At 64.5% G+C, this 26,753-nt stretch carries 1 protein-coding gene; it reads right to left on the bottom strand.

Translation table 11 applies throughout. The annotated features are described in order from the left end of the window. Positions 1 to 30 precede the first annotated feature (30 nt). Positions 31 to 26,607: a non-ribosomal peptide synthase/polyketide synthase gene (locus QRN54_RS27270; protein ID WP_285183475.1), complete on the bottom strand. Its 26,577-nt coding sequence runs from the start codon at positions 26,605 to 26,607 to the stop codon at positions 31 to 33. Positions 26,608 to 26,753: the final 146 nt, after the last annotated feature.

Below are 26,753 nucleotides of genomic sequence, written 5' to 3'. Positions count from 1 at the left end.
TGTTTCACTCATACCCATGTCGAACCTGGTTCAGACACCCCACTGAGCGATAACTTCTCGCAATCGTACAGCTATGGTTGCCGCCGGACCCGGTTCGATCATCTGGTTGTGTTCGCAATCGACTTCGGTGACTCGGATGTCCCCTTCTACAAACCTTCGCCATTCGGCGACATCGTGTCCGTTCTCCGTAGATCTTCCGGCTACGAAGAACTCGATGGCTCCAACGTGGACAGGCGGTTGGTGCCGATTCGTCAATTCGACGGAGTGGGAGTAACCGCGACTGATCCGCGCCAGATGCTCCGCTTCGATTCCGATTCCGGCACCCAGGGTCTGCTCCAGCAATTCCGCCGCTTCTTCGAAGGTCTCGACCGTCTTGGATCCCGCCGGCATCGCGAGCCCGGCCAGTAGTTCGGAGACCGAGAGTTCTGCGGGCTGATCGGAATCCGACGACGGATAGCTGTCGAGTATCGACAGAGTCACGTCACGTCCGCTCCGAGTGAGGCTGTGTGCCACGGCGTGTGCGATCACGCCGCCGAGCGACCAGCCGGCCAGATGGATCGGGCCGGTCGATGCCACGGCTGCAATGCGATTCGCGTAGTCGTCGGCGAGTTCGGTCAGCGAGTCGAAGCTGGGCCCGCCGCTCAGGGACGGTAGCTGAAGACCGTAGACGGGTTGATCCAGCTCGAGATGCTTGACGAATTCTGCGTAACCCCAGGACAATCCGATACCCGGATGGACGAAGAACAGTGGTGCACGATCGGATCCGGCGCGCAGCGTGATCATCGGGGCGAGAAGATCCGACGAATCGTCCGGCGAGTGTGCGTCCATTCCGTCGGCAGCCCGGGCGACTCCGGCAGGTGTCGGGTCCAGGAAAAGCGATTGCAACGGCACTCGCATCCCGAGACGCTTCTCGAGTTCGATGGTGATGCGAGTGGCCACGATCGACGTTCCGCCCAGTTCGAAGAAGTCGTCGTCGACGCCGATGTGCTCGTGCCCGAGCACGGTCTCGAAGATGTCGACGACCGTTCGTTCGGTGTTGTTTGTCGGCGGTGCGTACGGGACCGTGCGTCGCTCGAAGCTCGGGGTCGGCAGTGCCTTGCGGTCCAGCTTGCCGACCGGTGTCACCGGAATGCGGTCGACGACGACGATCGCGCCGGGAACCATGTGCGCGGGCAGGCGAGAAGACAGATGGCGGCGAAGCTCCCAGTCGTCGACGGTCTGTCCTTCCACGGGCTGGATGTAGGAGGCGATCATCGTCTCCCCCGACGGCGCTTCGTGCCCGAGTGTGGCGGCGAAGTAGACGGATGGGTGTGCCATCAGAACAGAGTCGATTTCGCCGAGCTCGATGCGGAATCCGCGGACTTTGATCTGGAAGTCGCTGCGGCCCAGGTATTCGAGGGTGCTGTCGGAGCGCCAGCGCACCAGGTCGCCCGTGCGGTACATCCGCTGGCCTGGTTCGCCGAACGGATCGGCGACAAATCGGTCGGCGGTGAGGTCGGGACGATTGTGGTATCCCCGGGCGAGTCCGGGGCCGGTCACGTACAGCTCCCCGATGACTCCCACCGGCACGGGCTTGAGGTGCCCGTCGAGGACCAGTCCGGCAAAGCCGATGGCCGGTCGTCCGATGTTGATGTCCTTGCCCGGCCGCATGGGTTCACTGACGCTGGCCTGGATGGTGGATTCGGTGGGTCCGTATCCGTTGAACATGCGACGGTCGCGGCCCCAGATGTCCACGAGTTCGGGTGGGCAGGCCTCGCCACCGACTGCGAGTACGCGGAGTTCGGGTAGCGCGGAGCTTTCGATCGAGCTGAGCGCGGTCGGAGTGATGAACGCGTGTGAGACGTGTTCGTCGGCAAAGATTTCGGCCAACTCGGATCCGCCGAAGACCGTCGGTGGGATGACGACCAGGCACGCTCCGCTGCCGAACGCCATCATGAGTTCGAAGACCGAGGCGTCGAAGCTCGGTGATGCCAGGTGAGAGATCCGCGAATAGGGCTGGACGTTGAATCTCTGATGTTCCTCGGCGTTGAGGTTTGACAACCCGAGGTGGGTGACGATGACGCCCTTCGGCTTCCCGGTTGAACCCGAGGTGTAGATCAGGTACGCGGGATGCCCGTGATGCAAGGGGATCGTGCGGTCGCGATCGGTGATCGCGGCTGCGCTCTGGGCGTCGATCTCGTCGACGGTCTCGGCTTCATCGAGGACCATCCACTCGACCGTGTCGGGAAGTTGACTGCGGTGAGCGTCGTCGGTGATGCCGAGTACGGCCCGCGAATCGTCGAGCATGTGGTTGATGCGATCGTCGGGATAGTTCGGGTCGACCGGCAAGAACGCTGCACCGGTTTTCGTGACCGCCCAGATCGCGACGATCTCCGCAGTGGACCGCGGCAGACCCAGCGCCACAAAATCTTCGGGACCGACGCCGCGCCGACACAGCGCGCGCGCCAGCTTCGTCGATTCCTCGTCGAGCTCGCGGTAGGTCATCGACCTCTCGCGACTCGAGAGGGCTGGGGCATCCGGGTTCGAGGCGACTGCTTCGGCGAGGATCTCCGGCCACACCCGCGCTCGAGTCGCGGCGGCACCGGATGCCGGCACCAGGGCAGCTGTTTCATCGGCGCCGAGGATGCCGATGTCGGCGATACGTGTTGCGGGTTCGCGTCCGACAGCGTCCAGGATCAGGCGCAGTCGGTCGGCAAACCGACGAATGGTGGCGGGTTCGAAGAGATCGGTTGCGAAGTCGAAGGCTGCGGACATCCCAGCCGGGATGCCGAACTCGTCGAACTTCTCGTCGACGATCAGCTCCAGGTCCTCCTTCGCGAATTTGGTTTCCACGGTCAGTCCGTCGATGTCGAGGCCGGGTAGGTGGAAATGTGCGGGTTCGTTGTTCTGAAGTTCGAGGGCGACCTGGAACAACGGTGAGTACGACGTGGATCTGGTTGGGTTGATGACGTCGACGAGCCGTTCGAATGGCAGGTCCGAGTTCTGGAATGCGGCCAGGTCGATTTCCCGGACGTGCTCCAACAGGTCGGCAAACGTGATGTCGGGATCGACGCTGGTTCGCAGGACCAGTGTGTTGACGAACATTCCGACGAGATGGTCGAGCGCTGCCTGACCTCGGCCCGCGATCGGTGTGCCGATGGTGACTTCGTCGGCGCCCGACAACTTGGACATCAGCACTGCGAGCGCGCCGTGCAGCGCCATGAACATCGTGACACCGTTTGCCCTGGTGAGGTCCGCGAGGGCGCGGTGGGTGTTCGCGTCGATGTCGAAGGTGAATCGGTCACCGTGGAAGGTCTGTTGCACGGGTCGCGGGTGGTCGGCGGGCAGTGCGATGACGTCGTCGAGTCCGGCGAGTTGCTCACTCCAGTAGTGCAATTGGCGACTGATGACGGATTCCGGGTCGTCTTCCGATCCGAGGACGCGATGCTGCCACAACGTGAAGTCTGCGTACTGCACCTCGAGTGGCGCCCACGTGGGCTCGGTCCCTGCCGTACGCGCCAGGTAGGCCGTCATCACGTCGCGTGCGAGCGGCGCCATCGACGATCCGTCGGCGCAGATGTGATGGACCACGACAAACAGAATGTGAACGGGTTCAGCGGTGTCGAGTCGGAACAGTGCCACGCGCAGCGGCAGGTCCACCGACACGTCGAAGCCGGTCGTGGCGAGTCGTTGCATGCGCTCCGCGAGCTCGTCCTCCCCCAACGTCATTTCACGGACCGGCGGTACTGCCTCGTCGACGGTGAGCACTTGCTGAATCGGATCGCCGCCGACGGCGGGGAACACCGTCCGCAGTGTTTCGTGCCGCTCGACGACGTCGGCGATGGCCTGTTGCATGGCCGTGACGTCGAGGTCACCGGTAAGGCGAACAGCTAGTGGGATGTTGTACGCGGCTGAGCGTGTGTCGAATTGGTTCAGGAACCACATGCGCTTCTGCGCCAACGAGAGCGGGACGCTGCCACTGCGCTCCATGGGAGTGAGCGGCACAGCGCCGACGGCAGTGACAGCGCTGGAGAGCCGTTCGGCGAGCTGAGCCGTCGTCGGTGCCTCGAACAGCACGCGCACCCCGACGTCGATGTTCAGTGCGGAGTTGAGCCGCGAGACCACGCGAGTGGCGATCAGCGAGTTGCCGCCGAGCTCGAAGAAATTGTCGTCGACGCCGACCCGTTCGACGCCGAGTACGTCGATGAACGCATCGGCGATCCGACGTTCGAGGCTGGTGCCGGGCGCCCGGAATTCCACACCGGTTCCGGTGAACTCCGGCGTCGGCAACGCTTTTCGATCGAGCTTGCCGACCGCGGTGCGCGGTAGCTCGTCGACGATCATGATGCTGGCCGGAACCATGTGCGAGGGAACACGTCCGGCGAGGTGCGCGGTGATCTCTGCCCCGGTCAGCGTCGATCCTTCCTCGACGGTGAGGTAGGACGCGAGAACTGTGGCGCCGGCCGGTCCGTCGACGCCGAGTGTCACGCAATTCGTGACACTCGCCATTGCGGTGATCTGGGCGTCGACCTCGCCGAGCTCGATGCGGAATCCGCGAATCTTGACCTGGAAGTCGCTGCGCCCGACGTATTCGATGGTGTGATCGCTTCGCCAGGAGACGATGTCGCCCGTGCGGTACATCCGGTCGCCTGGCTTGCCGAAGGGGTCGGCGACAAATCGCTCGCTGGTCAGGCCGGGACGCCGGTGGTATCCGCGAGCCAGGCCGATGCCGGCGATGTACAGCTCACCGGGAGCTCCGACGGGTACGGGTTGCAGGCGCGAATCGAGGATCATCTCGTGCACGCCGCGGATCGGTCCACCGATCGTGATGGGTGCGCCCACTGTCATGGGTTCGCTGATGTCTGCCATGACGGTTGTCTCGGTCGGGCCGTAGGCGTTGACGAATTCTCGTCCGGGAGCCCAGAGGCCGACGAGATGCGGCGGTAGTGTCTCTCCCCCGACGACGACGTGCCGGAACTCGTCCAGGCCGGCCGGGTCGACGGTGGCGAGCGCTGCCGTGGTGACGAACGCGTGAGTGACGTGTTCGCGGCGGATGAGACTTGCCAGTTCGGCGCCGCCGTAGATGTCGGTCGGGACGATCACCATGGTGGCTCCGACACCGAATGCCTGCAGGTACTCGAAGACGGCTCCGTCGAAGCTGGGGGTGGCGAAGTGCAGGGTTCGAGAGTGGTGATCTGCGTGGAATCGACGCTGCTGGTCGAGTGCGAAGCTGTCGAGTCCGGTGTGGGTGACGACAACTCCCTTGGGTCGGCCGGTGGATCCCGAGGTGTAGACCACGTAGGCGGCGTTGTCCATGACCACCGGTGCACGCCGTTCGTCCTGGGTGATCGGCAGCGTGCAACTGGTGGCGACGTCGTCGTCGAATGCCTCTTCTCCGAGCACCAACCAGGACACGATGGGTGGAAGTGTGTCGATGGCGTCGACGACGGTCAACCCGAACAGCACCTCGGAGTCGCTGAGCATGTGTTCGATTCGGTCAGCCGGATAGGTGGGGTCGACGGGGACGAACGCTGCGCCGGTCTTGGCCACCGCCCACACCGCGAGTACGGATTCGACGGACCTTTCGATGCCGATGGCAACCGACGTCTCGGGCCCGGCGCCGCGGCGAATCATGGCTCTGGCCAACTGGTTCGAGCGCCGGTCCAGTTCGGCGTAGGTCATGGAACGGCTGCCGGCCGAGAGCGCGATGCGGTCGGGATAGGTGGCAGAGACGTCGGCGAGAATCTCTGGGAGCGTTCGCGCGGAGCGCCCCGGGGAGCCGAAGACCGGCGCAAGATCACGGCTCTCGAACTCCGTGAGAACCTGCAGACGGGCCAGCGGCTGATCCGGTGCCGAGGCGAGTTGCCCGAGGACGATGCCCACGCGCTCGGTGATCTTGGCGACTTCGCGGGCGGAGAAGTGCGTCGGCAAGTACTCCATCTTCAGATTCAGCGTGTCACTTTCGGACGCCACCACGGCAATCGGATAGTGCGCCGAGTCGCGTCCGTCGATGCCGAGAACGTGCATTCCCGCGATGTCGGTTTCGGCGGTCAGGGCTGTCTCGTCGACGGGATACGACTCGAATACCGTCAGGGTGTCGAAGGAACCGGCGGCGCCGACTGCTCCGGCGATGTCCGACAGTCCGATGTGGTGGTGGTCGAGCAATGACGCTTGCTCGGATTGGACGCGAATGGCCATTTCGGCGAGGGTTTCTCGGGCGTCGAGGCGGACTCGGACAGGCACCGTGTTGATGAACAGGCCGACTATCGATTCCACGCCGGGCACCTGTGGTGGGCGTCCTGAGACCGTTCCGCCGAAGACGACGTCGTCGCGTCCGAGAAGTTCGGCGAGCACGATTCCCCATGCCACCTGTACCAGGGTCGCCATGGTCAGGCCGCGGCTTCGCGCGAACGCCCGAAGAGTCTCGGCTCGTTCGGTCGGCAGCGAGTACGAGTGGATTTCACTTGCCACGGTTTCGGCGGCGGTGTCTGCCCTCGAGAGGTGGGTGGACGTGTCGACGCCCCGTAGCGCTTCTTGCCACGCCCGTAGCGAAGTCTCGGGTACTTGCTTCGAGATCCAGGAGAGATAGTCGCGATACGACTGAACTCGGGGCAGAATCTCGGGGTCACCGTCGGTTGCGTAGAGAGTGAGCAGGTCTCGAAGCAACAGCGGGGTGGACCAGCCGTCGAGCAGGATGTGGTGGTTCGTCACGACGAGGCGTGCTGTGTCCGGTCCGATTCGCACGAGCATGAAGCGGATCAGCGGGGCTGTTTCCATGTCGAAACGATGAGCGCGATCGCGTTCGAGCAGTAGACCGAACGCGACTTCACTGTCTTCGGCCCCGGACAGGTCGATCTCGGCCCAGCCGATGTCGGCACCGGAACGGATCACCTGCAGTGCCCGCCCTCCCGGTGCGGAGACAAATCCCGCGCGCAGGCTCGGATGACGATCAACCAAGGCCTGCGCGGCGCGGCGCAGGCGCGGCGCCTCCACCCGACCCCCGAGCTCGAGGGTCAGTTGCACCATGTACGGGTCGATTTCAGTTTCGTCGAACTGGGCGTGGAAGAGCATGCCCGACTGCAGAGGTGACAGTGACCAGATGTCGGTCAGGTCGGGGAATCTGCGCTCGAGCTGTTCGATGCTCTGTTGATCCGCGGTGACGAGATCGAGATCGGTGGGCGTGAGCTCGCGCTCGGAGTGTTCCTCCACGTATTCACTCAGTGCGCCCAGTGCTCGGGTCCAGAGCTCCGCCAGTTCGGTGACTTCGGCCTCGCTGAGAATGCCGCGGGGGAAGGACCACGTAGCGCGCAGAATCGGACCGTGTGCGGTATCGGTCGTGACGGCGTTGATGTCGAGCACCGACGCGGCGGCCAATTCGCCGCTGTGCGCTTCGTCGAGGGTCACTTCCGAGATCGGCAGCCACGGCACTTCGCCGTGCTCGGGATCCGAGCCGGCAAATCGTCCGAGGTAGTTGAACGAGATCTGCGGCGTGGGCAGCTCACGAAGTTCCTCGTTTCGATCGAGGTACTTCAGGATGCCGAACCCGATTCCGTTGTCGGGCAGGCCGAGCAGCGTTTCCTTGACGAGTTTCACGGCGGAGGCGGCGGTTGATCCCCCGGCCAGTGCATCGACGACATCGAGTCCGGTGAGATCGATCCGGACGGGGAACAAGGTGGTGAACCAGCCGACCGTGCGCGAGAGGTCGGCGCCCGGTACGGCGTTCTCCTCGCGGCCGTGCCCTTCGAGGTTGACGAGCACGTCCCCGCTGCGCTGTCCGCGCGATCGACGCCAGGCGGTGACGGCAATCGCGAGAGCAGCGAGCAGCCCGTCGTTCACCGAGCCTCCGAAATGCTGAGGCACCGTCGAGATGACGTTCTCGGTCACGGAGGTCGGAACGTCGACGCTGACGCGGTCGACGGTGGCTCCGACATCGACGGCTGGGTCGAGCCCGCGTGCCCCGAGCAATGGCTCGTCGGTCCGCATTCTCGACCACAGGTCGATCTCGTCGCGTCGCTGCGCAGCGGTCTCGGCGAGCGCTGTCGCCCAGCGACGTATCGACGTTCCACCCGGCGGAAGTATCGGTGTTTCTCCGTCGAACGCCGAGGCATAAGCAGTGACCAGGCCCGGGACGAGCATGCGCCAGGACACACCGTCGACCGCGAGGTGATGAAGGACCAGGAGCAACCGTCCGGCTTCGGCCCGGTTGCCGTTCGAGCTGACGGGATCCAACCAGACTGCGCTGATCATCTTCCCGTGTTCGGGATCGAGGCGGCTGGATGCGTCCTGCATCGCGGTTTCCGCAGCGGCGACGAATTCTTCGCCGCTGGTGGACACGATGGAGGTTCGGCGCAGGATGTCGGGGGCGGTGATGCTCCCTGGCTCGCGGATCTCGAGTTGGTGAGTCGCGGCGTCCAGGCGCGCCCGCAGCACGTCGTGACGATCGAGGATCGTTTGCAATGCTCGTTCCAGCGCGGGGCCGGAGACATCCGCGGGCAGTGCGATCAGCGCGCTCTGGCTGTAACTGCGGATCGTGCTCAGGTCACCGCGACTGCGTTCGACGAGCCACTCCATGATCGGCGTGAGCGGTAGCGGGCCGGCTCCCCCGCCGGGTAGCTCCGTGAGAACCGGTGCCGTTTCCGATGATTCGATGAGGAGCACTTTGGTGAGGCCGGCCACGGTCTTCGCTTCGAAGACGTCCCGCGGAGTGAAGACGAGGCCTGCGGACTTCGCCCGTGAGACGAGTTGGATCGACATGATCGAATCGCCGCCGAGACCGAAGAAGGAATCGTCCACTCCGATACTGCCCCGACCCAGCACCTCCGCGAAGAGGTCCGCGAGGACCGCTTCGGTAGCAGTGGCCGGCGCCCGCGTCGCCTCGGTTGTTCCCGTGACGGTGAAGTCCGGAGCCGGGAGGCTGCGTCGGTCGAGCTTTCCGTTGACCGTCAGTGGAAGCGATTCGAGGACGACGATGGCGGTGGGCACCATGTACTCCGCGAGTTCGGCGGCGACGAAGTCGGTCACCGTCGCTGAATCGACGGTACTGCCTGTTTCGGCGACCACGTACCCGACGATCCGCGGTGACGCTCCCTCCGTTCGAACAAGTGCTACCGAGGCAGCGACGCCGGGGCAGCGGAGCATTGCGGCTTCGATCTCGCCGAGTTCGATGCGGAAACCACGCACCTTCACCTGGAAATCACTGCGGCCCACGTACTCCAACTGCCCCGCGTCGTTCCACCTCGCCAGGTCCCCGCTCCGATACATTCGATCCCCCGAACTACCGAATGGATCGGGAAGGAACCGCACCGAAGTCAATGCGGGTTTCCCGAGGTATCCCCGAGTCACCTGATCACCGGCGACGTACATTTCGCCGACGACACCTGGTGGTACCAAGTTCAGTCGCCGATCGAGTACGTAGACGGACAATCCCGGTACTGCTCGCCCGATGATGCTCGCCGACGCGTGCTCGCTGTCGTTGCGGTCGAGTGCGATTCGACTGACGTGCACTGTCGTCTCGGTGATCCCGTACATGTTGACCAACGTCGGAGCCGTGTCGGCCCGCCTGTCGTACCACTTGCGTAACTGCCCGAGGTCGAGCGCTTCGCCACCGAAGACGACGTAGCGCAGTGCAAGGTCGGGATCCGTGCCGTTCGGTGAGTACGCACGGTCGGCTTCGGCGAGTTGGTAGAAGGCGGTGGGTGTTTGGTTCAGCACCGTCACTCGCTCCCTGCGGAGCAGTTCGTGGAACATGTCCGGTGATCTGGTCGTGTAGTAGTCGACGACGACCAGCCGGCCCCCGTGTAGCAGCGGCCCCCACAGCTCCCAGACGGAGAAGTCGAATGCGTACGAGTGGAACATGGTCCACACGTCCGTGTCGTCGAACCCGAACGTCGGGGCGGTGTTGTCCATCAGAGTCAGGACGTTGCGGTGGCTGACCTGGACACCTTTGGGGCGCCCTGTGGATCCGGAGGTGTAGATGATGTACGCGACCGCGTCGGGCAGAAGTGGTGTCGTCCGGTCCGCGTCGGTGATGCGATGGGGCGCGGAGTGATCGAGGCGTACCGCGATCTCCGGCGATCCGAGTTCGACGATGTCGATGCCGGATTCGATGATCTCCGAAGGTAGGTCCCTTCGGAAGTCTCCGGTCGTGACCAGGCATACCGGCCGCGCGTCGTCGAAGAGGAACCGCATGCGCTCGGCCGGGTAGGTGATGTCGACCGGCAGGTATGCCGCTCCGGTTTTGATGACGGCGACGAGGGCGAGCACGAGATCGGTGGTTCTGGGCATTGCAACGGCAACCACGGATTCCGGACCGATACCGCGGCCGATCAGGAGTCGGGCCAGGCGGTTAGCGCGCCCGTCCAGTTCGGCGTACGTCATGGCGCCGTCGCTGTCGTTGACCGCGGTCGACGACGGATGTGCTGCAACAGCCTCGAAGAATCGGTCCGCGATGTTGTCCGCTGGAGCCGGTTCGGCGTGAGTGTTCCACTCGGTCAGCATCTGTCGACGCTCGTCGGCGCCCACGACGTCGATGTCACCGGTAGGAGTCGACGGCTCTCGCGAGACCGCCTCGAGGATGGTGAGCAGTCTGCGTGAGAACGAATCGATCAAGTCACCGTCGAACAGGTCTGTGGCGTAGATGAATTCGGCGTCGATTCCATCCGTTCCGCCATCCGCGTCGTAACGCTCGGTGACCGAGAGTTGCAGATCGAACTTGGCGACGGGTAGGTCGAACTCGACTCCCGAGACCGACAGCCCCGGCAATTCGAGTTGTGGGAGTGCATTGTTGCGGAACTCGATGAGGATCTGGAACAACGGAGTGTGCGAAGTCGAGCGTTCCGGGTCGAGTGCGTCGACCAACCTTTCGAAGGGCAAATCGGTGTGCTGGAACGCGCCGAGGTCGCCTTCGCGAACCTGGGCGAGGACGTCCTCGAACGACGCGTCGGGCGTGATCTGTGTTCGCAGCACGAGAGTGTTGACGAACATACCGACCAGGTGATCGAGTTCGGCCTCGCCGCGGCCGGCGACGGGTGTCCCGATGGCGATGTCCTCGGTACCGGCCAGGCGCGCCGCAAGTACCGCCAGTGCTGCGTGCATGAGCATGAACATGGTGGTGCCGTGCTCACGTGCCAGGTCGGTCAGCGCCCGATGGGTCTGCGGCGATACCGCGAACCGGTGGACCGAGCCGACCATGGACGGCTTTGCCGGACGTGGGAACGACGTCGGCAACGCGATCGGCTCGCCCAGTCCCGCGAGTCGGTCCTTCCAGTAATCGAGCTGACGGGTCAGAGCCGAGTCCGGATCTTCCTCGGAGCCGAGCACTTCGTGCTGCCACACAGCGAAGTCGCCGTACTGCACGGCCAGTTCCGACCAGTTCGGCGCACTGCCGGCACTGCGGGCCGCGTAAGCCGCTGCCACGTCCGCTGCGAGGGGGTTCATCGAGAACCCGTCGGCGACGATGTGGTGGACGACGATCACGAGTACGTGCCTGCGCTCGTCCCCGTCGACGCGCAGGACCGCGCAGCGGATCGGAACTTCGGCCGAGGCGTCGAAGCCTGCCGAGGCCAGCTCGAGGATTCGATCGGACACTCTGGCAGCAGTGACGATTTCCGGCTCCAGGATCGGCATGACCTCGTCGCTGGACATCACCTGCTGAACCGGCTGTCCGTCGATCGAGGGGAACTTCGTCCGCAAGCTCTCGTGGCGCCCCAGTACGTCCGCTACCGCGGCCTGCAATGCGGCGAAGTCCAGATCGCCGTCGAGGCGCACTGCCAGGGGAACGTTGTAGGCGGGGGACGTCACGTCGAACTGGTTGAGGAACCACATCCGCTTCTGTGCCAGTGACACGGGCAGTGGGTCCGGGCGGGATCGCCGAGTCAACGGTGGTCTGGGGCTCTCTCCGCGGCCGACGCTCTCCGCCAGACGAGACAGCTGCCGAACTGTCGGAGACTCGAACAGTCCTCGAACGCCGATGTCGGTGCCGAGAAGTGCGTTGACGCGGGCGATGACGCGGGTCGCGGTCAGTGAGTTTCCGCCGACGTCGAAGAAGTGAGTGTCGATACCGATCGGAGACACTCCGAGCACGTCCTCGAAAACGCCCACCACCAGCCGTTCCAACTCGGTGGCCGGTGCAGTGAGTGTCTCGGCATCGGTGTCGAAACGAGGCGCCGGAAGAGCAGCCCGATCGACCTTGCCGACGCCGGTCAGCGGTAGTTCGTCGAGCACGACGACGCTTGCGGGCACCATGTGTGCCGGCAGTAGCTCCCGTGCCGCCGCCCGGATGTCCTCGGCGCTCACCCGGCGTTCGTCGTCGCAGACGACATATGCCGCCAAGGCCTGCTCGTCGGAGGGTCCGCGCACCGCCAACGTGACCGCGTACTCCACGCCGGGCAGCTGACCCAACGCCGTGTCGACCTCGCCGAGTTCGATACGGAAGCCGCGGATCTTGACCTGGAAGTCGCTGCGTCCGAGGTACTCGATGGTGCGGTCGCTGCGCCAGCGCACCACGTCGCCCGTGCGGTACATCCGCTCCCCCGGCTCGCCGTACGGGTTGGCGACAAATCGTTCGCTCGTCAGTGGTGAGCGCCCGTGATAGCCGCGCGCGAGTCCGACTCCGGCGACATACAGTTCGCCGGGAACTCCGACGGACACCGGTTGAAGTCTGCGATCGAGGACGACCTCGCTGAATCCGCGGTTCGGCGGTCCGAGATAGACCTTCTCGCCGGCCGGGATGGGGTCGCTGAGGTTGCAGGAGATGGTGGTTTCGGTGGGTCCGTAGACGTTGACGAACGATCTTCCCGGCGCCCAGGTGCGCACCAGGTCCGCCGAGGGCGCCTCGCCGCCCACCGTGATGGTGGTCAGTTCGTCGATTCCCTCGGGATCCACCGACGTCAGCGCTGCAGGCGTGATGAACGCGTGGGTGACATGTCCCTCGCGGAGAACGTCGGCCAGTTCGGTTCCTCCGTAGACGGTGGTGGGAGCTACGACCAGTTCGCCGCCGACGGCGAAGGCGAGCAGGTACTCGAGAACGGAGGCGTCGAAGCTCGGAGAGGCGAAATGCAGTGCGCGTGAATTCTCGGTGAGACCGTAGCGATGACGCTGTTCGTCGGCGAAGTTCTCGAGACCGGTGTGCGTGACGACGACGCCCTTGGGTCGGCCGGTCGAGCCCGAGGTGTAGATGAGGTAGGCAGTGTTCTCCAACCGCGGGGTTCCTCGACGCTCGTCCTCGCGTAGCGGTGCCGCGGATACTCCGGAGAGCCGAGCGATGCTCGTCGGGTCGTCGAGTTCGAGCCACTTCGTCACACCGCCGTCGCCGGGTCTGTGGGCAGCCGTGGTCAATCCGAGCGAGGATGCCGAGTCCTCGAGCATGAACGAGATCCGGTCACTCGGGTAGCGAGGATCGATCGGCACGAAGGCGGCGCCGGTCTTGGTGATCGCCCAGACCGCTGCGACGGATTCGAAGGACCGTTCCACACAGATCGCCAACCGTGAGTCCGGGCCGGCGCCTTCCGAGATGAGCACGCGCGCCCACTGGTTCGACGCCTCGTCCAGCTCTCGATAGGTCATCTTTCTGTCACCACAGGACAGTGCGACCCGTTCGGGGAATCTGCTCGCGGTGTCCGAAAAGATGCGATCGAGTGTCCTGACCGAGCGGCCCTGCCGGCCGCGCGCGGGAACCAATTGCTGCACTTGCGAATCCGGCATCAGGCGCAGTTTCGCCAGCGGGAGATCCGGTTGCGCGGTGATCAGCTCGAGGGTGCGGAGCAGCCGGTCGGCGATCGCGTCGATGTCGTGATCGCCCAGGACTCCCGGGAAATACTCGAATTTGAGCCGCAGTCGCCCGTCTGCCGCAGAGGCGACGATCGCGAGTGGATAGTGCGCGGCATCCTCGGCGTCGTGGACGTCGAGAACGTGCATTCCGGCTATGTCGGTGCCGGAGGAGAGTCCACCGCGGTCGACGGGATACGACTCGAACACAGTCAGCGTGTCGAACGATGCAGCGGACCCCACAGCCGAAGTGATGTGCGAAAGCCCGACATGATGGTGATCGGACAACCGCGCCTGTTCCGCTTGGACGCGAACGCACAGCGCCGCCAGGGACTCTCTTGGATCGAGGCGAACTCGGACGGGGACGGTGTTGATGAACAAACCCACCATCGACTCGACGCCGGACACCTGGGGTGGTCGGCCGGAGACGGTTCCACCGAAGACGACGTCGTCGCGGCCGAGGAGTTCGGCGAGCACGATTCCCCAGGCCACCTGGATCAAGGAGGCTGTCGTCAGGCCACGGGAGCGGACGAATCCACGCAGAAGTTCCGTCTCACGTTCTCCGAGCGCTGTGGTCGTCGAGCGTGAGGTAGCGCCGTCCTCGTCGACGGCGTGAGTTCCGGTGAGCAGCGTCGGGTCGTCGAGTCCGCGGAGTGCTTCGCCCCAGGCTTCGATCGACACGCTGTCGTCGCGAGTGCTGATCCAGCTCAGATAGTCCCGGTAGGGGTGTACGCGTGGGATGGCACTGTGATCACTGTCTGTCGCGTAGAGCGTCAGTAGGTCGCGGACCAGCAGCGGCATCGACCATCCGTCGAGGAGGATGTGGTGGTTGGTCAGGATCAACCGATAAGCGTCGTCACCGGTTCGCAGAAGCAGGAACCGCAGCAGGGGCGGAGTGGCCATGTCGAAGCCGCGGACCCGATCCGCATGGAGAAGCTCGCGTATCTCGGTCGCTTGTTCGGTGGGGGCCAACGGAGAGATGTCGATCTCGGTCCACGGCACGTCAACGTCTGCGTTGATCACCTGCACCGATCGTCCACCGGTGTCGGTCGTGAACGCCGCGCGTAGGTTCTCGTGTCTGTCGAGCAGTGCCTGTGCGGCACGGTGCAACCGGGACGCGTCGACGCCGTCGAGTTCGAGTGCGAGTTGGACGGTGTACGCGTCGACTGTGTGTTCGGCGTAGCGGGCGTGGAAGAGCAGTCCGGATTGCAGCGGTGAGAGGGACCAGACGTCGGTCAGTGTCGGGAACTCGCGCTCGAGGTGGTCGATGGAATCCTGGTCGAGGTCGATCAGGTCGATGTCGGACGGGGTGAGTCCCCCGCGTTCGCTGTGTTCGGCATAGGTGGCCAGCGCGCGCAACGCCTGCACCCAGAGGTCGGCGATGGCGCGAGCATCGCGCTCTGCCAGCACGCCGGTGGGATAGGCGATAGTGGCACCGATGTGCGGTGCGCCCGAGATCTCGGTGGTGACGACGTTGACGTCCAGGACCGAACCCACTGGCATCTCGGACCGCGCTGCCGCTTCCAGATCGACGTCCCGGGCCAGTGCCCAGTCCCCCAGTGACTCTCCTGCTTCGGTGCCGGAGAAACGGCCCAGATAGTTGAACGAGATCTGCGGTTGGCGGAGGTCTTCGAGTTCCGCTCGACCCACCTCGTCGAGGTAACGCAGAACTCCGTAGCCGATGCCGCTGTCCGGAACTCCCAACAGTTCTTCCTTGACCCGCTTGAGAACCACCGCTGCCTCGGAGCCGCTGCTCAACACGTTCGCGATGTCTATGTCGGCGAGGTCGATTCGCATCGGGAAGACACTGGTGAACCAGCCGACCGTGTGCAGGACGTCCGCACCGGGCACCACGTGAGCTTCGCGTCCGTGGCCCTCCATCGAGATGAGTACGTTGTCGGTTCGTATGCCCTGTGCCTGCCTCCACTGCGTCAGTGCCAGTGCGAGAGCAGCAACGAGACCGTCGTTGACTGATCCACCGAAAAGCGCCGGAAGCGTGGTCAGGACTGTGTCGGACAGTTCGACGGGTACGTCGGCGACAACTCGGCCGACCGAATCGAACGTGTCGAGCCGCGGGTCCAGCGGCCGGGTTCCGATCAGCGGGTCGGCACCTTCGAGTATCGAACGCCACCGGGGCAATTCGACTCTTCGATCGGGCGCGATGTCGCGGAGCGCATGCGACCAACGACGAACCGACGTGCCCGAGTACGACGGCTCCGGTTCCTCGCCTGCATCGATGCGGTGGAAAGCCGACGCAAGTTCCGGCACGAGGACGCGCCAGGAGACACCGTCGACGGCGAGGTGGTGGATCACCAGGAGCAGCCGGCCGGTGTTGCGCACGCCGGACAACCAGACGACCCGCACCATCACGCCCCGGCCGGGGTCGAGTTCTCGACGCGCACCGCCCAGTGCGTCGACGATCGCCGCGTCGAACACCGCGGTGCCCGGCTCGGCCTCTACCTCGATCACCCGGCAAATATTCTCGGCTGCAACAGATCCCGGCTCGCCGACAACAAGCCTGCGCTCGCCGTCGAGCTCGAGGCGTGCGCGAAGGATGTCGTGACGATCGAGAACAACTTGAAGAGCCGCGGTCAACTGCTCCACACTGTGAAGCCCGTGCGGCGCGTTGAGAAGAGTCGCTTGGGAGAACGAATCGAGACCTCGGAGATCGGAGCCGAGCCGGTCGAGCCACCACTGAGCCACCGGCATCAACGGCACGTGGCCCACGCCGTCTCCGGGAAGTTCCTCGAGCACCTCGGGTTCGTCGTCCTTGGTCGATGCCAGCAAAACCGCAAGACCGGCGACCGATTTCACCTCGAAGACGTCACGCGGGGTGAAGACGAGCCCGGCATCGCGGGCACGGGCGACGAGCTGAATCGACATGATCGAATCGCCGCCCATCGAGAAGAACGAGTCGTCGACGCCCACCGATTCGACACCGAGGACATCGACGAACAAGGCGGCCAGCGTGCGTTCGGTATCGGATTCGGCGGCCCGCGAGCGTGCCTGGGTTGCTCGCAAGTCGGGAACCGGCAGGGCTCGGCGGTCGAGCTTTCCGTTGGCAGTCATCGGCAGTTCGTCGAGAACGACCACGACCGCAGGAACCATGTACGGGGCCAGAGCCGAGCCCGCGAACGCGATGACGGCCTCGGGATCCACAGTCTGAGCGTCGTTGGCAGGCACGACGTATCCGACGATCCGTGCGGCGCCTCCGTCACGTTCGAGCGTGGTCACCACGGAATGTGCAACGCCGGGATAGCGAGCCAGAACTGCCTCGATCTCGCCGAGTTCGATGCGGAATCCGCGAATCTTGACCTGGAAATCGCCTCGACCCTGGTACTCGAGTTCGCCGTTCTTGTTCCACCTGGCGAGGTCGCCGGTTCGGTACATCCGTGTGCCCGCACTGCCCGCGGGATTGGGCACGAATCGTTCGGCGGTCGTGCCGGCGCGGTTTCGGTAACCGCGGGCGAGTCCGTCGCCGCTGACGTACAGCTCTCCCGTCACTCCGACCGGGACGCGGTGCAGGCGATTGTCGAGGACCCACGCGGTGATGCCTGTCGACGGGCGACCGATCGTGACTCGATCGGTCGGGGACATCGGCTCGGTGATGCTGGCGACGACCGTCGATTCGGTTGGTCCGTAGGCATTGATCATGATCCGGTGATCGCTGACCCAGGCGGCGACGAGATCGGGTGGGCAGACGTCGCCGCCGGTTCCGATGCACACCAGCTCGTTCAGTCCGCTCGGATCGACCGTGGCCAGTGCGGCTGGTGTGATGAAGGCGTGCGTGACGTGCTGGTCGGCGATCAGACTCGTCAGTTCGGTTCCGCCGATGATGCTCGGTGGGGCGATGACCATCGTGGCCCCGGCACCAACAGCCATCAGGAGTTCGAGAATCGAGGCGTCGAAGCTCGGTGAGCTGAAATGCAGCGTGCGCGAGGTCGACTCGACGCGGAAGCGACTGCGTTCCTGCTCGGCAAGTGCCGAAAGCCCACGGTGAGTGACCATGACGCCTTTGGGGACGCCGGTGGAACCGGAGGTGTAGATGACATAGGCCGGGTTGTCCAGGGACGCCGCAGCCAGCAGCTCCGAGGCATCTATCCGCTGATCACCGATCTGTTCGAGGGTTGCGAGTGTCTTTGCCTGATCGAGCAGAACGGCGTCTGCCTCGTCGGGGACGACACCCACATGCTCGGCGGTGGTGAGAACGACGCCCGCTCCCGAGTCGTTGATCATGTGGTGCACGCGGTCGACGGGATACGCCGGGTCGACGGGTACGAATGCAGCGCCGGACCGGGCAACCGCCCAGATCGCGACCACGGATTCCAGTGAGCGTGGTAATGCCAGGGCGACAACGGATTCCGGACCGACCCCGCGGCTGATCAACAGTCGTGCAAGCCGGTTGGCGCGGCGGTCCAGATCGGAGTAGGTCAGATGGCGGTCGCCGAAAATCAGTGCAGTCCTCTGCGGTTCGTCGACGTACTTCCGCTCGAGCAACGTCGAGAAGTGAACCTGCTCGGGAAGTTCCGGTGTGACGGCGCGAATCGTGTCGAGATCACTCACGAGATCGATGTCGCCGACCGGCGTGTGCGGTGATTCGGTGACAGCACCGAGAATCCGAACCAGGTATCGAGCGAAACCTTCGACGGTCGACTCGTCGAACAGGGCGCTGGCGTAGGTGAACCCGGCCTCGATTCCCGCCGGCCGGCCGTCGTCGTCGAAGGTCTCGGCAAGCGTGAGTTGCAGATCGAAATTCGAGACGGCGGATTCGAGTTCGAGGACCTCGACGTCCAAATCCGTCAGACGAACTGCTGGCCGAGTGGTGTTCTTGAACTCCAGCATCACCTGGAACAACGGTGAATGCGACGTCGACCGCTCCGGAGCCAGCGCATCGACGACGCGCTCGAAGGGGACGTCTGCGTGAGCGAAGGCGTCGAGGTCGGTGCTGCGAACTCTGGCCAACAGATCGGTGAACGAGGCGGCGGGGTCGACGTCGGCGCGCAGGACCAACGTGCCGACGAACATACCGACCATCGGATCCAGCAGGGCATTTCCGCGCCCGGCGATCGGTGAGCCGATCGTGATGTCTTCCATGCCGGACAATCTCGCCACGAGCACTGCGTATGCGGCGTGTACCGCCATGAACATACTGCTTCGGTGTTCGATCGCGGTTTCGCTCAGACGGCGGTGGATGCCGGCATCGATGTCGAATCGAACGACGCCGCCCGAGAGATCCTGCACACGCGGACGCGGTCGATCTGCGGGGAGCGCAAGAAGTTCGGGAACACTCGCCAGTTGACGTGTCCAGTACTCGAGCTGACCGGCAAGAGTGCTGTCCGCTTCGTCGATCCGACCGAGAGCCCTTTCCTGCCAGATGGCGAAGTCCGCGTACTGGACCGGAAGAGGAGACCAGTCGGGCGCCTCACCTCGATGCCTTGCCGAGTACGCGCTCATCACGTCGAACGCCAACGGTGCCATCGAGAATCCGTCGGCGCAGATGTGATGGACGACCACGGTCAGGACGTGATCTTCTTCGTCGACCTCGATCAGTTCCGCCCTGATCGGTGGAGCCTGCGTGACGTCGAAGCCCCTCGAGGTGAGACGTTCGATCTCCCCGAGTACCGCTTCGGCGTTTGCGGCGACAACCGGCAGCGCGCCCAACGTTTCACCGGGTTCGACGATCACCTGCGCCGGCACTCCCTCGATCATGGGAAACAGCGTGCGCAGCGATTCGTGGCGAGTAAGCACGTCGGTGATCGCGCCCTCCAACACGGCAACGTCCAACCGGCCTCTCAGCCTGATCGCTATGGCGACGTTGTACGCCGCGGACGTGACGTCGAATTGATTGACGAACCACATGCGCTTTTGTGCCAGCGACAGCGGGATCGTCTGTGGCCGCGGCAACGCCTCGAGCGGAAGGACTGCCGCTCCCCCTCGTGCCGTGGCGCACTCGACCGCCAACTGCGCAACGGTCGGCGCGTCGAACAACTCTCTGATCGACAAGTTCAACGACAGCGAATCGTTCACGCGCGCCACAGCGCGTGCAGCGACGAGGCTGTTTCCGCCGATCTCGAAGAAGTTGTCGTGAACACCGACTGCCCCGGATTCCAGAAGCTCCTCGAAGATCGCCGCCAACTGCGCTTCGAGCGGTGTTCGCGGCGCCAGATACGTCTGCGAGCTGTCGAAGCTGGGCGCGGGCAGAGCCTTCCGATCAAGCTTGCCGGTCGAACCGAGAGGGAACACGTCGAGGGCGATGACCACAGCGGGAACCATGTAGGCCGGAAGGAGACCTCTCAACTCGGTGCGTAGACCGTCCGTGTCGATCGAAGTGCCGGTCTCGGCGATGACGTAGCCGACCAAACTGTCACCGACCACGTCGTCGTGATGGACGAGAGCAGCAGCTTGCGCGACACCGGGCAGCCTGAGCAACGCTGCTTCGACCTCGGCGAGTTCGATGCGCTGGCCGCGGATCTTGACCTGGAAATCGCGTCGACCGACATAGTCGAGCAGCCCGTCGGCGCGCCACCGGACGACATCACCGGTTCGGTACATCCGGGTGCCCGAAGGGCCGTACGGATCGGCCACGAACCTGTCGGCGGTGAGATCGCTGCGCCCGAGGTATCCACGCGCCAGTTGCACTCCCGCCAGGTACAGCTCGCCGTGAACGCCGACCGGAACCGGATGCAGCCGCCCGTCGAGGACATAGAGCTGGGTGTTCCACACGGGCGCACCGATGGGAACGGTGACGGTCATGTCGGGGGTGAATTCGGCGGCGCTGACGTCGACGGCAGCCTCCGTGGGTCCGTACAGGTTGAACAGTCCCGCAGAACTCAGACGGGTGAACGCCTCCGCAGTGGTAGGCGCGAGGGCTTCACCGCTGCAGAACACCTGACGCAGGCTCGCACACTGCCCGGCAGTCGCGGCAGCGACGAATTCCGCGAGCATCGACGGAACGAAGTGCGCCGTCGTGACGCCTCTGTCGGCAATCAACGCCGACAGGTACCCGGGATCACGGTGCCCGTCCGGTTCCGCGATCACCAACTGCGCGCCGGTCTGCAGGGGCCAGAACAGTTCCCACACCGAGACGTCGAAGGTCACCGGGGTCTTGTGCAGCACCACGTCCGACGCGTGAAGGGGGTACGTGTCCTGCATCCACAGCAGGCGATTGACGATCGAACGGTGTGATACTGCAACACCTTTCGGTCGACCCGTCGATCCGGACGTGAAGATCACGTAAGCAGCATTGTCCGGGCGGAGGGGTCCGAGCCGATCAGCGTCGGTGATCGGCGCCGTCGTGGACACCTGACGATCGAGATCGACGTCCACGATCGGGACTCGCGCGGGAAGAGCGCCGTGGTCCTGGGGCCGGCTCAGCACGCAGATCGGTTCCGCGATGTCGAAGACGTACGCGATGCGCTCGGCGGGATGATCGGGATCCACCGGGACGTATGCCGCACCGGCACGGATCACGGCGTGGACCGCGACGAGTAGTTCCGGTGACCGTCGAATCGACACCGCGACGCGCATGTCCGGGCCGACCCCGCGGGCGATGAGGGTTCTGGCAAGTTCACCGACCCTCGCGTCGAACTCCGCATAGGTCAGTGTCCGCTCGCCGTAGACCAGCGCGGCCCCCTCGGGTGTCCGGGCTGCCTGCTCCGCCACCAGGTCCGAGAGGGTGGTGATCGGTACGGCGTGTTCGGTGGCATTCCAACGCTCGAGGACCAGTTCCGCCTCGCCCGGAGCTGTGAGATCGACGTCGCCGACGACGGATTCCGGGTAGGCAGCTACCGCGTCGAGGAGCATCGTGAAGCGATCAGCGAGGCCGGACATGGTGTCCGAGTCGAAAAGCTGGCTGGCGTAGTTCAACTGGCCGTCGAGATGGTCGCCGCGGTCGGTGAGAATGACCTGAAGATCGAACTTTGCCGCGCCCGTCGACAGTTCGTCGACCGTGACCTCGAGCTCGGGCAAAGTGACCTCGGTGGGAGCGGCGCCCTGCATAACCAGCATCACCTGGAACAGCGGCGCCTGGTTGTCTGCGAGGGATTCGACGAGTACGTCGTACGGCACTTCGGTGTGCTGCAAGGCCGCCACGTCGACGTCGCGGACGCGGGTGAGAACTTCACCGAAGGTGAGTCCCCCCTCGAGAACCGTCCTCAGCACCACCGTGTTGACGAACATTCCGACGACGTCGTCGAGAGCGCGCTCGCTCCGCCCGGCCACCGGAGTGCCGATCGTGATGTCGTTCGCTCCGGATTCTCGGCTGAGCAGGACGGCCAGCGCGGCGTGGATCACCATGAACACGCTGACATCGCTGCGCGCCGCGATCTCGCCGACCCGGCGGTACGTCGCGGAGTCGATCCGGAAATCGAGATCGTCACCGCGCAGCGAGACACCCGCAGGGCGCGGATGATCCATCGGCAGTTCCGCGAGCTCACCGCGTTCGGTGAGCGTGTGCGACCAGAACCGCAACTGCTCGGCAAGAATCGAATCCGGGTCGGACGCTTCACCGAGCGCTCCGCGTTGCCACTCGCTGAAATCGCCGTACTGCACTTCGAGTGGCAGCCACGCCGGCACGCGTCCGCTCGCCCGCGAGGCGTACGCCACCATCACGTCACGAGCCAGCGGCGCCATCGACAGGCCGTCTGCTGCAATGTGGTGCACGACGAGGACCAAGGTGTGCTCGCGTTCGTTCACCTCGAGCAGAATCGCGCGGATCGGCACCGATTCGCTGACGTCGAATCCCTCTCGCGCGAGCTCACTCGCCCGCGCCGAGGTCGCTGCGGCAGGCACCGTTTCCACCTCGAGATGATCGAACATCTCGTCTACACCGAGAACGTGCTGGACGGGGCCACGCGCACTCTCGGGGAAAACGGTCCGCAAGATCTCGTGTCGAACGATCACGTCCCGCAGCGCGGTGAACAGTGCATCGACGTCGAGATCGCCGGTCATCGAAACCGCGATCGGAATGTTGTACGCCGGCGAACTCGGATCGAGTTGATTGGTCAGCCACATTCGTTGCTGCGCCAGAGATACCGGTATCCGGTCAGGGCGATCGATACGCGTCAGTGCCGGGGCACGTGTGTTCCGCGAGTCCGCGAGGTCGGCACGTGCGGCCAGAGCGGAGACGGTCGGCGCCTCGAAGAGGTCGAGAACGCTCAGCGTCGTTCCGAGAGCTCCGTTGACTCGCGACACGACGCGGGTCGCGATCAACGAGTCACCGCCGAGGTCGAAGAAACTGTCGTCTGCTCCCGCCCGGGTGATACCGAGCAGATCGCAGAACACCGCCGAAATTCGCTTCTCGGTCGAGGTCTCGGGGGCACGGTATTCAGCCGACCCCCCCACAGAATCGATGTCCGGTAACGCTTTCCTGTCGATCTTTCCTGCCGGAGTCAACGGAATGGAGTCGAGGACGACGATCCGCGCGGGAACCATGTGGGCTGCCAACGAAGATCTCGCGTGGGCGACCAGTTCGGAGTTGTCGATGTGTGTGCCCGCAGCCGCCGTGACGTACGCCGCCAACAGTGTTTCCCCACTCGGGCCCGCAACTCCGGCGGTGACTGCCTGTGCGACGCTCGGGTGGCGGCGCAGCACGTCGTCGATCTCGCCGAGCTCGACGCGGAAACCGCGGATCTTGATCTGGAAGTCGCTCCGGCCGAGGTACTCCAGCTCACCCTCGCCGTTCCACCGCGCGAGGTCACCCGTGCGGTACATGCGCTCTCCCGCAACACCGTTGGGGTCGGCAACAAATCGTTCGGCCGTAATCGTGGCACGCGCGTGGTACCCGCGCGCCAAACCGACACCGCTCACATAGAGCTCGCCGGCGACACCGATCGGCACCGGTTGAAGCCGCGAGTCCAGGAGGACGGTTGCGGCTCCGCGCATCGGCTTCCCGATGGTGACGGGAACATCGCTGCTCAGCGGTCCGGTCAGAGTGGCGACGACGGTGGTTTCGGTCGGTCCGTACGCGTTGAACATCGAGCGTCCGTGTGACCACTGATCCACCAGCGCGGGTGAGCATGCGTCGCCGCCGGTCACGACCACTCGTAGATCCGGTAGGCCGGCGGGATCGACTGTTGCCAGCGCGGCCGGGGTGACGAATGCGTGGGTGACCCGTCCGATACGCATCACCTGTGCCAGTTCGTCGCCGCCGTACACGGTGGGCGGCGCGATCACCATCGTTGCCGCGCCCCCGAAGGCAAGGAGGAGTTCGAGGACTGAAGCGTCGAAGCTCGGCGAAGAGAAATGCAGGGTGCGGTCTCCAGGTTCGACTCCGAACCTGACTCGTTCTTCGTCGGCGAAGCTGCTCAGCCCGCGGTGACTGACCACGACGCCTTTGGGGACACCGGTGGAGCCGGACGTGTAGATGAGGTATGCCGGATCGTCGTAGCTCAGGCGCGTACGCCGCTCGGCGTCGTCGACCGGTGCATCGGAATGGTGCGAGGTGTCCAGTTCGTCGAGGAGCAGCCAATCCACCGAATCGGCGAGCCCGCCGTGGTGCTCCCCCACACTGATTCCGACTACAGCTCCCGAATCGGTGAGCATGTGCCGAATACGATCCTCGGGGTAGTGCGGATCGATCGGGAGGAAGGCACCGCCGGTCTTGGCCACCGCCCACGTCGCGGTCACCGATTCGAGAGACCTCGACAGCGCAAGGGCGACATAGGTGCCGGGGCCGACTCCCCTGTTGATCAGTTCACGGGCGAGTGTGTTCGACTCGGCGTCGAGATCCCGGTAGCTCACCTCACGATCACCGAAAACGAGCGCTGGGGCATCGGGGTTCACAGCCGAGGCCCGGCGGAGAATATCGGGGAGGGTCAACGGGGAGGACGCGGTCGCTCCCCGCGCCGGTACCAGGGACTCACGCTCGAAGTCGTCGAGGAGATCGAGGTCTCCGACCGGAGTTCGCGGGGCTGCTGCTGCGCCTGCAAGGATCCGCACCAGTCGCGAGAGGAAGGCTCGGACCGTGGATTCGGCGTAGTGCTGCGTGGAGTACGCAACCTCGAGGGCGCCGGTATCTGCGTGGACGTCGATCGCCACGTCGAGGCCGGCAATCGTGGTCTCCTGCGAGCCGTCGTTGAGGTGGACGTGCAACTCGGGCAGTGCGGGGACACCTGCCGCCGATCGAATCGACAACGTATCGCGTTCTCGAGCAAGAGAACTCACGAACTCGTCGAACGGTGCCGCCGGATCGACCTCGCAGCGCAGGGGCAGAGTTCCCCACTCGGTCCTCGTTCCGATCAGCACGTCCCGGCGCTCGGTCGATCTCGACAGCAACGCAGCAAATGCGGCATGGACAACGGCAAAGAGGGAGACGCCTTCCGTGCGCGCAAGTTCGGCGACCGCGGGATCGAGTGGGACGCTCAGCCGATTCGTACCGGTGGGCTCCGATTCGGCGTCGATTCGCTCGAGGCCCAGTGTCTCGAGGTCCAGTGTGGAGCCCTCGTCGGAGTCCCCCAGGTATCTCGCCCAGAACCGCTCGAGTTCCCTGCGCTGTGCACTGCGCGCCCCTGCCTCGGCACTTGCCGGATGAATCCGGTTCATCGGCGTACCGGCCGGTGCTGCTGTCAGTTCTGCGACCAACTCGGTGAACGCCCGGTGGTGCTCGGCCAGTTCGTCGTGGCCGTAGCGATTGGGGTTTCCGCGAAAGTCGATCAACGTCTGCGCCGGATCGCCGCTCTGGTACACGTTGACCAGCAGATCCTCGACCGGACCCGACGTGACGATGTGATACTCACCGGTCAGTGGCCCGAGGGTTATCTCCTGCCGGAAGAGCATCACATTCATCATCGGGCCGGACAGACGCGCGTCGCCGACGGTCAGACCGGCATCACGCCGGATGTCCTCGAGGCTGCATCGCTGATGACGAAGCGCACCGAGAAGTTCGAGTTGCACGCGCCCGACCAGATCGTCGACACTTTCGTCCGGGTTTACGTGGATGTGTAGCGGCGCGACGTTGACCAGCATTCCGCCGGACCGCTGCAGCGGTGCCGTCGTCCTCGCGGAAACCGGCAGGTTGATCAGCACGTCGTCGTAGCCGGTACTGCGGGACAGGTAGCACGCCAGTGCCGAAATCAACACTGCGGCCGGAGTTGCACCGGAACGTGAATTCCACTCGTCCAAGGCAGCAAGGCTGTCCGCCGACATCGCGGCACTGACGAGTTCACTGCGTGCAGTCGGGGGTCCCTCACGGGTGGCCAACGTCGAACCGTGTTCGACGCCCGACACACGCTGGGCCCAGTACTCGCGGTCGGCTTCGAATCGGCTCGATTCGCGGTACTTCTGGTCGAGCTCGGACAGCGTCGTGACGTCGAGCGCCTTGTTCACCGCAGGCTCTCGACCTTCGACGGCTGCGGTGTAGATCGCCGCAATCCGATTGACGATCGTCATACCGCTGTATCCGTCGAGAGCGACGTGATGAATCCTGGTGTACCACAGGTAATCCCGATCACCAGTTTGAAGAATTGTCATCTCGACGAGACGATCGCGAGTCAGATCGAGCGTCGTCGCGTAATCGTTGTCCATCCACTCCGAGGCAGCCTGCCGAGGGTTCTCACGCTCGCGGAAGTCGAAGTAGTCGATGCCCGGGTCGATTGTGAAGTCCACGATCTGGCAGGGCTCCCCATCCGGGTACATCAACCGTAGAAACGGCGATTCGAACTCGTGGGCAGCCTCCACCGCGGCGCGACTGAGCAGTTGCATGTCCAAATCGCCGTGGAACTCGATGTACTGCGCGATGAAGTACGGGACCGTCGGGTGAAGTTGCTGCGCAAACCACATGCTGCGCTGCACCGCAGACAGGGGGAACGCTCCTGCCGGCAGGCTTCGCGATCCGGTGAGCGGGTCGATCCTCTTGTCGGTATCCATCACGACCACCCCCACACAGCGTTGCGACGATCAGCGTTGTCACGATCAGCGCCGGGAAGTGTGGCTCGGGGATTGAAGAGAAACATCGCACCGCCTCGATATCGAGTGGAAACCATGTGGCGATCCTGCGAGAGCGCAGCCGAAGG

Origin of the sequence: Rhodococcus sp. MEB032 (assembly GCF_030208925.1) — a bacterium.
GTDB lineage: Bacteria > Actinomycetota > Actinomycetes > Mycobacteriales > Mycobacteriaceae > Rhodococcus_F > Rhodococcus_F qingshengii.
This window is presented reverse-complemented; position numbering and strand designations above follow the sequence as displayed.